This is a genomic window from Geobacillus sp., assembly GCF_017515625.1.
Taxonomy (GTDB): Bacteria; Bacillota; Bacilli; order Bacillales; family Anoxybacillaceae; genus Geobacillus; species Geobacillus stearothermophilus.
This window is the reverse complement of record NZ_JAFWFM010000042.1, coordinates 1-14,366: the sequence shown is the minus strand read 5'-3', so window position 1 is coordinate 14,366 and position 14,366 is coordinate 1. Positions and strand designations below refer to the sequence as shown.

The 14,366-nt window shown below is 53.1% G+C and carries 13 protein-coding genes and 4 pseudogenes; 11 read left to right on the top strand and 6 right to left on the bottom strand.

Annotated features, from left to right (window positions below; translation table 11 throughout):
- Positions 1-17: 17 nt before the first annotated feature.
- Entirely contained in the window at positions 18-488 is a 471-nt protein-coding gene (locus IKE44_RS02590) for a PCYCGC motif-containing (lipo)protein (protein WP_375153654.1), read from the bottom strand.
- Positions 489-717: 229 nt separating this feature from the next.
- A complete protein-coding gene (locus IKE44_RS02585) occupies positions 718-1,689 on the bottom strand; it encodes an ABC transporter substrate-binding protein (protein WP_049625986.1) in 972 nt (323 codons plus the stop codon).
- Between the two features lie 180 nt (positions 1,690-1,869).
- Between IKE44_RS02585 and IKE44_RS02580 the strand changes: the two genes are divergently transcribed.
- The 8 genes and pseudogenes from IKE44_RS02580 to IKE44_RS02535 all read left to right on the top strand — a co-directional run bounded on the left by IKE44_RS02580 (position 1,870) and on the right by IKE44_RS02535 (position 9,295).
- On the top strand, positions 1,870-2,871 hold the full coding sequence (locus IKE44_RS02580) for a FecCD family ABC transporter permease (RefSeq protein ID WP_049625287.1): 1,002 nt from the start codon (positions 1,870-1,872) through the stop codon (positions 2,869-2,871).
- Positions 2,868-3,920, top strand: a complete 1,053-nt coding sequence (locus IKE44_RS02575) for a FecCD family ABC transporter permease (RefSeq protein WP_049625288.1) — start codon at positions 2,868-2,870, stop codon at positions 3,918-3,920. Before IKE44_RS02580 ends, IKE44_RS02575 begins: the two co-directional genes overlap by 4 nt.
- Positions 3,921-3,938: 18 nt before the next feature.
- On the top strand, positions 3,939-4,751 hold the full coding sequence (locus IKE44_RS02570; RefSeq protein ID WP_049625289.1) for an ABC transporter ATP-binding protein: 813 nt from the start codon (positions 3,939-3,941) through the stop codon (positions 4,749-4,751).
- Positions 4,751-5,489: pseudogene (locus IKE44_RS02560) on the top strand (IucA/IucC family C-terminal-domain containing protein). Before IKE44_RS02570 ends, IKE44_RS02560 begins: the two are co-directional and overlap by 1 nt.
- A 134-nt stretch (positions 5,490-5,623) precedes the next feature.
- A pseudogene (locus IKE44_RS02555) lies at positions 5,624-7,604 on the top strand (putative bifunctional diguanylate cyclase/phosphodiesterase).
- A 77-nt stretch (positions 7,605-7,681) separates the two neighbouring features.
- Complete coding sequence (locus IKE44_RS02550; protein ID WP_033016592.1) at positions 7,682-7,981, top strand: DUF5634 family protein; 300 nt, start codon at positions 7,682-7,684, stop codon at positions 7,979-7,981.
- A gap of 56 nt (positions 7,982-8,037) precedes the next feature.
- Positions 8,038-8,492: pseudogene (locus IKE44_RS02540) on the top strand (GNAT family N-acetyltransferase).
- A gap of 176 nt (positions 8,493-8,668) precedes the next feature.
- On the top strand, positions 8,669-9,295 hold the full coding sequence (locus IKE44_RS02535; RefSeq protein ID WP_287464925.1) for a histidine phosphatase family protein: 627 nt from the start codon (positions 8,669-8,671) through the stop codon (positions 9,293-9,295).
- Positions 9,296-9,544: 249 nt separating this feature from the next.
- Here the strand turns inward: IKE44_RS02535 and IKE44_RS02530 are convergent, their stop codons facing one another.
- From IKE44_RS02530 to IKE44_RS02520, 3 genes are read right to left on the bottom strand one after another with little or no spacing between them, the layout of a single operon-like run.
- Entirely contained in the window at positions 9,545-10,939 is a 1,395-nt protein-coding gene (locus tag IKE44_RS02530) for a nucleoside recognition domain-containing protein (RefSeq protein WP_049625323.1), read from the bottom strand.
- Positions 10,908-11,642, bottom strand: coding sequence for a FeoB small GTPase domain-containing protein (locus tag IKE44_RS02525; RefSeq protein WP_033016595.1), 735 nt, complete (start codon positions 11,640-11,642; stop codon positions 10,908-10,910). Before IKE44_RS02525 ends, IKE44_RS02530 begins: the two co-directional genes overlap by 32 nt.
- Positions 11,635-11,889 carry a FeoA family protein gene (locus IKE44_RS02520; RefSeq protein WP_049625984.1) on the bottom strand — a complete coding sequence of 85 codons (255 nt, stop codon included), beginning with the start codon at positions 11,887-11,889 and terminating at the stop codon, positions 11,635-11,637. Before IKE44_RS02520 ends, IKE44_RS02525 begins: the two co-directional genes overlap by 8 nt.
- 218 nt (positions 11,890-12,107) lie before the next feature.
- Here IKE44_RS02520 and IKE44_RS02515 point away from each other — a divergent pair, with 218 nt between their 5' ends.
- Positions 12,108-12,248, top strand: coding sequence for a hypothetical protein (locus IKE44_RS02515; protein ID WP_155266805.1), 141 nt, complete (start codon positions 12,108-12,110; stop codon positions 12,246-12,248).
- Between the two features lie 376 nt (positions 12,249-12,624).
- Here IKE44_RS02515 and IKE44_RS02510 read toward each other — a convergent pair whose 3' ends face one another.
- Positions 12,625-13,053: a hypothetical protein gene (locus IKE44_RS02510; RefSeq protein ID WP_033016597.1), complete on the bottom strand. Its 429-nt coding sequence runs from the start codon at positions 13,051-13,053 to the stop codon at positions 12,625-12,627.
- Between the two features lie 158 nt (positions 13,054-13,211).
- Between IKE44_RS02510 and IKE44_RS02505 the strand changes: the two genes are divergently transcribed.
- Positions 13,212-14,183: an ABC transporter ATP-binding protein gene (locus tag IKE44_RS02505; RefSeq protein ID WP_033016598.1), complete on the top strand. Its 972-nt coding sequence runs from the start codon at positions 13,212-13,214 to the stop codon at positions 14,181-14,183.
- Positions 14,180-14,366 (top strand): annotated as a pseudogene (locus tag IKE44_RS02500) (multidrug ABC transporter permease); the annotation flags it as partial. The gene IKE44_RS02505 and the pseudogene IKE44_RS02500, both read left to right, overlap by 4 nt.

Genomic DNA, 14,366 nt, shown 5'->3' with positions numbered 1-14,366 from the left:
CGCTTTTTTTGCTGGTATTAGAGCGGTTTGGTCGGCGTCGGTTCGGCGTAGCCTTCTTTATATTTTTCATCGATCATATGCCGAATGTCTTTGATCGATTTCCCTTGATCGTAAGCGGCGATCGATTCAGCGGCGATCTCCAAGCAGACGCCGCATTTGGTCGCATGATCATCCCAGACGACCGAGCCGTCTTCTTTAGTTTCATAGACAAAGCAGTCATAACTGTTCTTATGGCCAGCTGATTGCCCGCAGCCGCAATAGCAAGGGATATTCTCAAGCAGCTCGCGGTGTTCGGCCGCCTGCTGGTACAAGACCGCCATCTCTTCTTCAAACGCGCTCAAAAAGCTTGGCAAATGCTCGATCGATTTTGTTGTTTCGCGAATATCGCCAGTAGCTGTTTTCGTTATATGCGAATGGCTTTGTTCTTGGCTGTTGCCATCTGCGCAGCCTGACAGAAGAACGCTAAACGACAACATACATGCCGCCATCCATACTGGACGTCTCAAATTTCTTCTTCCTTTCTTTTTGGTCGTTTCCTGGCTCGGTTATTGACAGTTTGAATGTATCATACTTTGTCTTGGGCGGCAATCATCTTGTAGCTAGGCGCGTTGCGCTCACCATTCCAGCATAAAAATGGCTGATCAAGGCAGTGCGTTTTCATAAGAAAAAAGAAGACGATGCAAAGGAAGAAGAGGCTTTGCATCGCCTTTCACTGCATTACTGGCCTTGCAGAAAATATTTTTCAATATCATCCAACATCAAGTGGGCCGCAAGTACTCCGCCAGCCGTGTTCCAAATCGTGTTGCTCACTTTGTACACCTTGCCTTGTTTCGCGACGTTTAAGTTTTGAAATAGCGGGTCGTTGATCCATTCTTTTTCAAGTTCGCTCGCTTTGCCGTCCCCCGTCTCATATGTAAAGTAGAACAGGATGTCGCCATCCATTGCTGGAATGCGTTCTTTCGTCACGCCGGTTTCCGCAAAGTCGTTTACGTTTTGCGATTCCGGGCGGGCGAAGCCAAGTTGATCCAAAATGACGCCGGAGAACGAGTCTTTATGGTAAATGCGCACGTCGCCGGCCTCAAAGCGGACGATCGAGACTTTCATGTTTAACTTGTCGCCGAGTTTCGCTTTTAAGTCTTCAATGCGCTTGTCATATTCAGCAATGATTTGTTTCCCTTTTTCCTCTTGGTTCACAGCTTTCGCATACAGCATAAAGTTGTCTTTCCATTTGCCGCGCAGCGTTTCTGAGAACACGGTCGGGGCGATTTGTTTCAGTTGTTCGTAAATTTTTTCATGGCGCATTTTGTTGCCGATGATCAAATCCGGTTTCAAGGCGGCGATCGCTTCCACGTTCGGCTCTGACTCCAAACCGAGCTCTTTGACGCCTTCCATTTTATCTTTAATATGGTCGTACCACGGATCGCCCGTCCACGATTTGACGGCGCCGACCGGCTTTATGCCTAGCGCCAGCAACGCTTCTGTTCCTTCGTTCGTCAAAATGACGACCCGTTTGGGTGTTCCTTTGATTTCGGTCGTGCCCATGGCGTGTTCGACCGTGTAGCTCACTTCCGCTTTCGCCCCATTGTTTTCCGCTGGTTTGGCTGTTTCTTCCTGTTTTCCGCCGCAGCCCGCGAGAAGCAGGAGAGAAAGAATGAAGGCGGAAAAAAGGGTGAGATGTCGTGATTTCACTAGCCAATCCCCCTTGAAGTTTGATAATGAATTTCATTTACGTTGATTATAATAAATAAAATTGAGAATCGTTGTCAACTATATCATAAGAAAATGCGAAAAAAACATTGACGATGAGAGTCATTATCAAATATACTTGACGATAGAGATATAGAGAATGAAGCAAGGGAGATCTCAGAGATGCTGGTGACAAACCGTCAAAAAATGGTTGGCCTTATCGGTTTGCTGATTGTGCTGCTTGCCGCCATGTGGATGAGCATCGTTTGCGGATATACCGATACGAGTTGGCGGCAGGCGGTGGCGGCTCTCATCGACAATAACGGATCGAATGCCCATTTAGTCGCGGCGACGGTTCGGCTGCCGCGAGCGTTGATTGCGGCTGCCGTTGGCGCAAGCCTAGCGATGGCCGGAGCGCTCATGCAAGCGCTGACGCGAAACCCGCTCGCTTCGCCAGGCATTTTCGGCATTAACGCCGGGGCCGGTTTTTTGATTGTTGTGACGGTCACCTTTTTTTCCATTTCTTCATTGCAAATGTTGTCTTGGGTCGCATTTATGGGGGCGGCGATGGCGGCGTTGATCGTGTTTGTGATCAGCGCCGCGGGGAAGGACGGGCTGACCCCGCTCAAAATGACGCTCGCCGGCACGGCGGTCGCGGCTTTATTTGCCTCGCTGACGCAAGGGATGCTGGCGATGAATGAAAAAGCGCTTGAAGAAGTGCTCTTTTGGCTGGCCGGGTCGGTCGCCGGCCGGAAGCTCGAGCTGTTGGCAGCCGTCTTTCCGTATTTGGCTGCCGCTTGGCTTGGGGCCATGTTGCTGGCGCGCCATGTCAACATCTTAATGATGGGAGACGATGTAGCGAAAGGGCTCGGGCAGCGGACAACCTTCATTAAAGCGGCCGCCGCTCTCTTAGTTGTCCTGCTCGCCGGCGGTTCGGTCGCTGTTGCCGGTCCGATCGGCTTTATCGGCATCATGGTGCCGCATATGGCGCGGGCGCTGGCCGGCGTCGACCACCGCTGGCTGCTTCCATACTGCGCCTTGCTTGGCGGGATTTTGCTTCTTATGGCCGATATTGGGGCGCGCTACGTTCTGATGCCGCGCGAAGTGCCGGTCGGCATCGTCACCGCCTTGCTCGGCGTTCCATTTTTCATCTACATTGCCCGCAGGGGGATCGCCGCAAAATGAAAAAATACATCACGGTCCGAATGGGAAAACACATCTCGTTTTTCTATGACAAAAAAGCTGTTGCGGTGCTCGCCGCGCTCATAGCAGCGGCCGTCTTACTTTTCCTGATCAGCATTGGCAGCGGCGAAATGCGCATGTCCCCGCTTGAGGCCGCTGCCGCGCTGTTCGGATACGGAGAGGAAATTCATCAGACGGTGATTGTGACGTTCCGCCTGCCGCGTGTGCTTGTCGCTTGGTTGGCCGGAATGGCGCTGGCTGCCGCGGGTGCCATTTTGCAAGGAATGGTGCGCAATCCGCTCGCTTCGCCGGATGTGCTCGGCATCACCGGCGGAGCGGCGGCCGCGGTCGTTGGCTTTTTGGCGCTATTTAGCGATGAAAACAACTCTTTGACCGTCAGCATCCACTGGCTGCCGCTTGCCGCCTTTCTCGGCGCAGCGACCGCTGCTTGGCTCGTATATATGCTGGCGTGGAAAAACGGCCTCGCCCCGCTTCGGCTCGTGCTTGTCGGCATCGGCGTTTCTGCGCTCATGCAGGCGTTGACGACACTGTTGATGATCACAGGACCCATCTATCGGGCGAGCCAGGCAAACGTGTGGATTACGGGCAGTGTGTATGGAGCTTCTTGGCAGCACGTTTCGCTCATGGCGCCATGGGTCATCGGACTGCTCCTTGTGGCGATATTGGCCGCGCGGCATGTCAATGTGCAGGAGCTGGGCGATGAGCTGGCGATTGGGCTTGGCGGCGCGGTCGAACGGCAACGGCTAGGACTTGTTTTGCTTAGCACCGCGCTCACCGGCGGCGCGGTCGCTTTCGCCGGTGGCATCGGCTTTGTCGGGCTGATGGCGCCGCATATGGCACGCCGGCTTGTTGGTTCGGCGTTTGGTGCGCTGCTTCCGACGGCAGCGCTGTTAGGCGGCGTGCTCGTCATGGGGGCGGATCTCGCCGGGCGGATGCTTTTGGCGCCGACGGAAATCCCGGCCGGCGTATTTACGGCCGCACTTGGTGCGCCATATTTTATTTATTTGTTGTACCGAACCCGGAAACCATAAATGAAGGAGGGGGCAAACATGCACGCGCTGCAGGCGAAAGAATTGACATTGTCGTACGGGGATGCGCTCATTATCGATCGGTTGAACTTGACGATTCCAAAAGGGAAAATCACGGTGTTCATCGGCGCGAACGGCTGCGGCAAGTCGACGTTGCTGCGCGCCTTGGCTCGTCTGTTGAAGCCGGCAGGCGGCGCTGTCTTGCTTGATGGAAAAGAGATTGCCAAGCAGCCGACCAAGGAAATCGCCCGCCGTTTGGCCATTTTGCCGCAGTCGCCTGTGGCTCCGGAAGGATTGACGGTCCTTCAGCTCGTCAAGCAAGGGCGTTACCCATATCAAACGTGGCTCAAGCAATGGAGCGACGAAGATGAGCGCGCCGTTGCGCGCGCTTTGTCAGCAACAGGACTGACAGAGCTTGCCGAGCGGCCGGTTGATTCGCTGTCCGGCGGCCAGCGCCAGCGCGCATGGATTGCCATGACGCTGGCGCAAGAAACGGACATCATCTTGCTTGACGAGCCGACCACTTACTTAGATTTGGCGCATCAAATTGATATTTTGGATTTATTGTTCGAACTCAATGCAACAGAACAGCGGACGATCGTCATGGTGCTTCACGATTTGAATTTAGCGTGCCGTTACGCCCATCATCTCGTCGCCATTCGCGATAAAACGGTGTATGCCGAAGGAAAGCCGGAGGATGTTATTTCCCGCCAGCTCGTGAAAGATGTGTTCCAAATGGATTGCCAAATCACGTACGATCCGATCTTTGGCACCCCGCTTTGCATTCCGTATGGGAAAGGACGGAGAATTTTACAGAAAGAAGGCGTATCGTGATGAGATTGCGTGAAGACGAAATGAAAACGTTGGAAACGTACCGTTTTTCAAGCGAAGCTGCTGATGTCTCGTCATCGATGTTGTTGGCCCGGCTGCTGAATGATGACGGGCAGCTCGCGAAGTATGTGGCGCACGTCCGCGCCGAGATGGGGGGCGGCAAATGACGCGGTTGCCGTTTCGATGCTCGTCAAGCGCCTAAGCTTTTTGGCGCCGATGGCCTTATACGCCATGTCGGTGTGGAACAAGCGGCTTGTGCTCGATCCTGAGCGAATTTGGCTTGATACGGACGGCGAAGGGGAAATGTGGATGCCGCGCTTTCGCCTTGCGCCGCCGGAAGCGGAGATGTGTGGCATTGAGCGCAGCGGTTGGCGCGAGCAGGCCGTTCGCGACGTGTTCGCCGGCTTGTTCGCTCCGCTCATCGTCCGGTTGCGGCGCCTGACGCGTGTATCGCCGCTCATCTTATGGGAAAATGTCTCGATTTATGTGTACTGGGTATATGAACGTTGGCTTGAGGATGAGTCGCTTGCTCCGGTCGCCGACCGGCTGCGCGATGATTTTTATTTCCTTGTTTATGACGCAGACGGCCGCCTGTTTGGCCAAAAAGACAATCCGCTCCGTCGCTTTTGGAAAGGCGCGAGCGGCATGCAGCGGACAACGTGCTGCCTATACGTGCAAACCAACGGGGGGACATGCTGCCAAACGTGCCCACTCAAAGCCCGCCAGCGGCAAACCGGGTGACCGGAAGGCCGCCGGTGGGCAGTTCCATATTTTTGACAAAATGTTTGCGAAATTTGTTGATTTTTGCCGTGATTTTCGTGAAAATGGAAGTGTGGACATCGCTTATTTTGGTGAAACGGCGAGGTAGCAATTGCATGGACAAATATACGGCCTTTTTCCATCACTTCACAGAAGCAGTGGTCATCTTGAATTTGCAAGGCGTGATCATTTACAACAATCCGGCTTTTGCCGGCTTGGCGCTGAGTGAAGAAGTACAGAGGACGCTGTCCGTCGAAGGACGGGCGTTGGTTGAACGGGTGAAACAGCGCCCGGCTGCCTTTCGCTGGGAGTTGCTTGGCGGCTTATTGGTTGCGGGGGTGTCGCCGATCATCGGTGAAAACGGACAGACGGCCGCCGTCTTATGCGTCCTGCGCCGTCAAGCGGAAGAGAGCGGGCTGCAGGAGCGGCTGGCCGAAGCGGAAAGGCGCTTGCAGCTGATCGTCGAACATTCGAGCGATTATGTATTGATTTTTTCCCGCCACGGTGAGTTGGCGTACATTCCGCCGTCGTGGAAACACAAAACGGATGAGCGCCATCCGATAACGTACAAAGATGTGCTGGCGTTTGTCCATCCGGATGATGCGCCGGCGGTGGCGCAAAAACTGGCTGAGCTATACGATACATATGAAACGCAAGCTGCAGAGTTTCGCAAACAAGGGGAGCAGGGCGAATGGATTTGGGTCGAAGCGCAAGGGAAGGCGATTCTCGACGAGGCAGGGGCATTGGATTGCGTCATTGTAACCGTGAAAAACATCAGCGAGCGGAAACGGTATGAAGAGAAGCTCTGTCAGCTTTCCTACTTCGATTCGCTTACCGGCATCGCCAACCGCAGCTATTTCGAGCGGCATATTCATGAGCTGATCGCGAGTCAGACGCCGTTTGCCCTTTGCTATTTGGATTTTGACAAATTCAAATGGATCAACGATCATTTTTCCCATCAAGCCGGCGATTACTTTTTGCGCGAGGCGGTCAAGCGCGTCGAGCGGGCGTTGCGTCCCGGCGACTTTTTTGCCCGCATCGGCGGCGATGAGTTTGTTCTCTTGTTGCCAAACATCACGAAAACAGAGATGACCGCCTTGGCCGAGCGGCTTGTCAGTTCGTTTCACGAGCCGTTTTATTACGACAAACAGCTCATCCAATCGACTTTATCGATCGGCATCGCTTTTTTCCCGAAAGACAGCGATCGGATCGAGCAAGTGATGAAATACGCTGATCAAGCGTTGTACGAAGTGAAAGAGCGGGGGCGGAACGGCTATGCCTTTTACCGCCCGACCGAGCATCGGCAGGCGGTGATCGAGCAAGATTTGCCGTTTGCCGTTATGCGCGGGCAGTTTTATTTATGCTATCAGCCGAAAGTGAGGCTTGCCAAAGGCCGGGCAATGGGCGTTGAGGCGCTGTTGCGCTGGCGCCACCCGGCGCTTGGCGACATTCCGCCGCTTGATTTCATCCCGCTGGCTGAAGAGAGCGGCTTTATTTTTGAAATTAACGCTATGGGTGTTGGAACGGGCGTGCCGCCAAGTGAAAGAATGGGAAAGAAAATTTCCCAGACTGAAGTTAGCGGTCAATTTATCGCCGTTTTTGCTCAACCGCCCCGAACTTGTCGAGCATGTGAAGCGCATTTTGCGCGAGACGGGGCTAGCGCCTGATCGGCTCATTTTAGAAGTGACAGAAAGCGGGCTGATGGAAAACATTGAGACAGGAAGACACATTTTAACCGAACTGCAGCGACTTGGTGTACAGGCGGCGATCGATGACTTTGGCACCGGTTTCTCTTCGCTCGCGTATATCCGCAATTTGCCGGTGTCGCTGTTGAAAATTGATCGCAGTTTTATTCAAGGCATTGCGGAAAATTCGAAAGATGCGACGATTGTCGATACGATCATTCATTTAGCCAAAAGTTTGGATATTGAAGTGTTGGCGGAGGGAGTCGAGACGGAGTCGCAAGTGGCGCTTCTGTCGCAAATGGATTGCGACTACGCGCAAGGATTTTATTTCAGCCGTTCGCTTGAAGCGGAAAAGCTGCAACAATGGCTAGAAGAACACAACCGCAACGCTTGCGGCGAACCGCCGGCGTAGCCGATCTTTTCCGTTCATTCTTTTCCTCGTTTTGCCGCACACTAACATTGAGCATGGGCAAAGAGGAGGAAACGAAGATGGAATTTGTGCCAAGAAGCGTCGTGATCGACGAGTTTATCGACACGCTTGAGCCGATGATGGAAGCGTATGGCCTCGACCAAGTCGGCATTTTTGAAGAGCATGGTGAAGGCAATCGCTATTATATCGGTTATACGATCAACAAAGATGACGAGATGATCACCATTCACATGCCGTTTGTCAAAAACGAACGCGGTGAACTGGCGCTTGAGAAGCAGGAATGGACCGTTCGAAAAGACGGTCGGGAGAAAAAAGGCTTTCATTCGCTGCAAGAGGCGATGAAAGAAATCATCCATTAACAAGCAGGCGGCCCAGCTCGGCCGCTTTTTTGGCTGACGGAAGGGGAGAGAGGAGCATGATTGCGGAACTCCGCATAGCAGATGAAAAAATGGCCGCTATGGTGCTACGCCTGCAGCGGCGGCGTATGCGATCGAGGCGCAGCTCATCGGCAGCACAGCGCTTCCGCCGCTTCACGATGCGATCGCTTCTCTGCAACGATGCAGCGATCGCTTTTTTGGCTATTTTCAAGGTGAATGGCTCGTTGGGGCGATCGCCTATGAGCGAAGCGGCCCGACGCTTCACCTTTGCCGGCTGATGGTCGACCCGGATTTTTTCCGCCAAGGGATCGCCAGCACGTTGCTTGACTTTGTCATCAAGCAAGAACCGTCGATCAGCGAGATCGTCGTGACGACCGGAAGCGGCAACGCGCCGGCCATTTGCTTTTACGAACGCCATGGGTTTCGCGCCATCGAGCGCATCGAAACACCAGAAAAAATCGAGTTACTGAAACTCGTGAAACGAAGCGGATGACAAGCGGGTGTGAGTTTTCAGTTGTGCATAATGCCGATCTTGGCCATACAGATCCAATGGCAGTGCTGCCGAAAGGCGCTCAAGCAGAGATGAAAAGCGGATCTGTTGCGTTTCGTTTGCCTGAGCGGGCGGTTGAATGATCGATAGATGAATAGAGAGGAGAAGCAAAGGAACACATGGGGACAACCTTGTATTTGACCAGACATGGGGAAACGAAGTGGAACGTCGAAAAGCGGATGCAAGGATGGCAAGACTCGCCGCTCACGGAAAAAGGGCGGCAAGACGCCATGCGGCTTGGAAAGCGGCTTGAAGCGGTGGAATTGGCCGCGATTTTCACAAGCACAAGCGGCCGGGCGCTGGAAACGGCCGAGCTCGTCCGCGGCGGGCGGCTCATTCCGATCTATCAAGACGAGCGGCTGCGAGAGATTCAACTTGGCGATTGGGAAGGCAAGACGCATGACGAGATTCGGCAAATGGATCCGACTGGGTTCGATCATTTTTGGAACGCGCCCCATCTGTACGCTCCAAGGCGAGGCGAGCGGTTTTGCGACGTGCAGCAGCGGGCGCTTGAAGCGGTGCGGCGCATCATCGAGCGGCACGAGGGAGAAACGGTGTTAATCGTCACTCACGGCGTTGTGCTGAAAACGCTTATGGCGGCGTTCAAGGGCGCGCCGCTTGACCAGCTGTGGGCGCCGCCGTATATGTACGGCACGAGCGTGACGATTGTGGAGGTGAATGCGGACGTGTTTCGCCTGGTTGTGGAAGGCGATGTTTCCCATCTAGAAGAAGTCAAGGAAGTATAGATAGGGAAGAAGGATGGAGAATTGGAGGCGGCGCTGTTTCTTCGGTTCATCGCCATAATATGCGCTTGGCCAAGCGGATCGGTTTCTTGCGCCATCATGCATCCTCATTCATGATTCAAGAAATGGATGAAAGCTATGAGTGGGCGCCTTCCAGTACAACGTTTGGTGAAGAACTGCTTTTTCTTATCAAGTCTAGTTATCCAAAAAAACAGCCCCGTTTTCCTCGATCGGGAAGCGGGGCTGCGCCGTTTATACGAGCCCGAGCCATCTCGCTAGCTGTGCGGTCGTAAAGGTGACCGCAATGGCAATCGCTGTCGGCAAGGCAAAGGCGACGAACGTCCATTTTGCGCTTTTCGTTTCTTTGTAAATGTTGACGAGCGTCGTGCCGCATGGGTAGTGAAGCAGGGAAAACAGCATCATATTAAGGGCGGTGAGCCACGTCCAGCTGTGGTCGAGCAAAAGTTGTTTAAGAGAATGCAGACCATCGGCTTCGATGAGCGCCCCCGCGGATAAATAGCCCATCAGCAAAATCGGCACGACAATTTCATTGGCTGGCAAGCCTAAAATGAACGCCATCAAAATGTAGCCATCCAATCCCAATGCTTTGGCAAATGGGTCAAGCCAGTCGGCTAAATACGCCAGCACGGTCGTATCTCCCACGTGAACGTTGCCGAGCACCCATGTCAGAATGCCGGCCGGCGCCGCAACCGTTACCGCCCGTTTCAGCACATAGAGCGATTTGTCGAGGGTGGTCCGGATGATCGTCTCCATGATTTTCGGGCGTCGGTACGGCGGCAGCTCCAGCGTGTAATGGGTCGGAATGCCGCGCAAGGCCGTCTTGGATAAGACCCATGAAACGGTCAACGTGACGACGATGCCAAACAACACCATGGCGACGACCACACCTGCTGTCACGAACGTGTTCCATCCGCCTGTATAGCCGGCTGCCATAAATAAGGAGGAAAGCAGGATCAGCGTTGGCCAACGTCCATTGCAGGGGACGAAGTTGTTGGTCAAAATGGCCAGCATTCGTTCGCGCGGTGATTCGATAATGCGCGTCGACATGATGGCCGCCGCGTTGCAGCCGAAGCCCATGGCCATCGTCAGTGATTGTTTGCCATGCGCCCCCGCTTTTTTAAACAAGCGATCCATGTTAAAGGCGACACGCGGCAAGTAGCCATAATTTTCGAGCAACGCGAATACGGGAAAGAAAATCGCCATCGGCGGCAGCATCACGCTGACGACCCAAGCCGTGCCGCGGTATAGGCCAAGTACAATGAGGCCGTGCAACCAGTCGGGGGCGTGAATCGCTTGAAAGGCCATGGTGAGATACGTTTCGATCGTTCCGAACAAGCGGGCGAGCGAATCGGAAAATACGTTGGCGCCGGCGATCGTCATGTACAGGACAGCGGCGAGAAGCGCCAGCATAATGGGAAATCCCCACCGCTTCGACGTGACGATCCGGTCAATTTGTTCCGTTCGATCACGTTTTGCGACCGCTGTATGCGTGACACATTCTTGAGAAAGCGCAGCGGACGTTTGGAAAATGGCAGACACGATCTGTTCACGCGTGTCAGCCGGTGCTAATGACTTGGCTTCGTTCATGAGCTGGTCAAACTGATTTGACAGATCCGCAGCAGGCATACGCGTTCCCCTCCTTGATCAATGGTTGCGGCGGTTGTTTCAGCGCTTGAAGCAGCGATGCATCACCGTCAAGGAGACGAAGAGCGATCCAGCGAGCAGGATACGTGTCTCCCATCACGTCTTTCACGAGTGGAAGAAGTTTGGCAATGCCTCGTTCGATTTCCGGGCTGTACCGGATGGAAAGCGGGGTGGTGTTGATGCGGCCATGCGCCATGGCATCCACTGTATCAAGCAGTGCATCGATTCCTTCCCGGTTGCGGGCCGAGATCGGCACGACCGGCACGCCGAGTTTGACGGCTAATTTTTTTGTATTGATATGAATGCCTTTCTTTTTCGCTTCATCCATCAAATTGATAGCGATAATGACGCGGTCGGTCATTTCCAATACTTGAAGCGCTAGATTCAAGTTGCGTTCTAATGCCGTCGCATCGACGACAACGACCGTGACGTCAGGACGTTGAAACAGAAGAAAATCGCGCGCCACCTCTTCATCGGCTGAATTGGAATAGAGCGAATACGTTCCCGGCAAGTCGACGATCCGGTACAATGCGCCGCGGTGGCGGCATTCTCCTTCGGCATGAGTGACCGTTTTCCCGGGCCAGTTGCCGGTATGTTGGCGCAGGCCCGTTAAGACATTGAACAACGTGCTTTTGCCGGTGTTCGGATTTCCCATTAAGGCAATCGTATACGTCATATCAGTCATGGTGGATCTTCTCCCCGTAAATATAGTCGCTTTCTTCTTTCCTTAATGCGATCGTCGTGCCACAAACGCGATAGGCGGTCGGGTCGCCAAGCGGGCTTCTTTGTCCCACCTTCACTTCCCCGCCGGGTACAAATCCCAAATCAAGCAACCGCCTTTTTAAAATAGGATCAGGAACATCAACCTTTTCGATGCGAAATCGATCGCCCGGTTTCATATTGGAGAGGCAGCAGTGTTTTGCTTTTGTCATAAAAGTTTCCCTCCGATTAATATTTTTTGTTAAGGACATTTTTTTGGATTAGACCAACTTTTGAATTTATCATATTCCAGTTGCCTCGCTGTTGTCAACAAATTCGTTTCATCTTTTTCTGACAGAGTTGTCGAACCAACAACTATTCAAAACAGTAGGAAATCATGTTATCATATGAATAGTCTGAACAAATTCCAAAAACGCTAACCGGCAAGAAAATGGAGATTCCGATCCGCAAGCTGCTCCTTGGCTTCCCGCTCGAAAAGGCGGTCAACCCAGGCTCGATGGCCAATCCAGAGGTGCTCGACTTTTTCCTCGAGCTGGCGAAGACGCTGGCGGCGAAGACGCAGACAAGCTGAAATGCGAAAGGTTGTTATTAAGTGACGATGCTTAATAACAACCTTTCTATGTATTAGTGAATTATAAATAGAGGAGTCGGGGGTATGGAAGAAAGCAAGCGGACTAGGCTAGTTTGGAAATCCATCGGTGATTGAGGAGCGGACGACGGTGAAAGAGATGTTGGGGCGATGAGACGAGACGGTGTCCGTTTTCATGATGAGAAAGTCCGGAAGATCTGTTTAGGAGAACCTTCCGGGCTTCATTTGCGGCGACGATGATTCGGAGTTTTAGTATGACGTAAGCAGGGGGATGTTGTTTGATGATGGCTATGTTCACACAGGATATGGAACAAGCGTTCAACGTCGAAGAGATCAACGAAATGGAGCGGACTGACGTCTAGTACATATTGAGCGCCGTCTTGACCCGCCTGATCTCCTTTTTGTTTTCGAACAGCTCTTCAACTAAAATGTTTTGGCCGTTGGCGACATCGGTGATCCGTTTGTCCATGTCGGCCACTTGCTGGCTTAATTGGTTGAGTTGTTCATTCGTTTGCTGCACTTGTTTGGCGAGCTGGTCGACTTGCTCATGAGTTTGCTGTACTTGGTGATTCAGCTGCTGCACTTGGCTGTTAAGGTGTTGGACTTGTTGGCCCAGTTGCTGCACTTGTTCGTTTGTTTGTTGCACCTGTTGACCGAGCTGTTGCACTTGCTCGTTTGTTTGTTGCACCTGTTGGCCCAGTTGCTGCACTTGTCCGTTCGTTTGTTGCAGCTGCTCGGCAAGTTCTTTAATGGCTTGCCAAATCATTTCATTTGTAATATCCCCCATTCGACAATCTCCTTTCTCGTTCGATTCTCTCTCTATTATACATGACGAAAGATGGGAACGATAGAGAAAAGATGGCGAAATGTTTTTCTTTGCGGCGCGCCCCCTCGATGTGATATAACAAAAGAATGTCAACAGTACACTATTGGAGGATGGGCACTGTGATCCGTGTCAGCCATTTGCATAAATCGTTCCGCGTCCATCGCCGCGATGCGGGATGGCTTGAGGCGGTGCGTCATTTATGGCGGCGCGACTATCGCGTCATTGAGGCGGTGAAGGACGTTTCGTTTACGATTGAGAAAGGGGAAATCGTCGGCTTTTTAGGGCCAAACGGGGCAGGGAAAACGACGACGATGAAAATGTTGGCCGGTCTCTTGCATCCGACGTCAGGAGAGATCACGGTCGGCGGGTTTGTGCCGTTTGAGCAAAAGCCGGAGTTTAAAAAAATGATGAGCTTGGTGATGGGGCAAAAAAGCCAGCTCATTTGGGACATTCCGCCGATGGAGACGTTTTTGGTCAATAAAGCGATTTATGACATCGACGATCGGTCGTTCCGCCAGACACTCGAGGAATTGACGGAGCTGCTCGACTTGGCGCCGCTTCTTGACAAGCCGACGCGTAGCTTGTCGCTTGGCCAACGGATGCGCTGCGAGCTGGCGGCCGCGCTGTTGCATCGGCCGCACGTGTTGTTTTTGGATGAGCCGACGATCGGGCTGGACGTCCATACGCAGGAAAACGTGCGCCGCTTTATCGTCGACTACAATCGGGAGCACGAGACGACGATTTTGTTGACGTCGCATTACATGGGGGATGTTGCGGCGCTTTGCGACCGGGTGATGATCATTAACTACGGGCGATTGATTTACGATGGGGAGCTGTCGGTGCTGACGGAGAAGCTGGCGCCGTACAAGCGGCTTGAGGTTCGGTTTTCTCGGCTGCCGAATGTCGATTGGAGCGAGTACGGCGAAGTGGTGGAAATCGAAGAAGGAACGATTGTGCTCAGGGTGGCGCGCGAGACGGCGGCGGAGACAGCAGCGCGGTTATTGGAACGGTTTGATGTCCGCGACATCAACATCGAAGACCCGCCGCTTGAGGAAGTGATTGCGCGCGCGTTTTGGGAGGAACACGTATGATTCGCAAATATATCGCCCTATTGCGGATGAAATACATCGAAATGCTTGCGTATCGGCTTGCGACGTTCGTCTGGATGACGGGCGCCATCACGCAGCCGCTCATTACGATGTTTGTCTGGATGAACATTCATCCGGAAGAGAGCGAGTCGTTTCTGTTCTATTTTATGGCGGTGATTTTTGTCG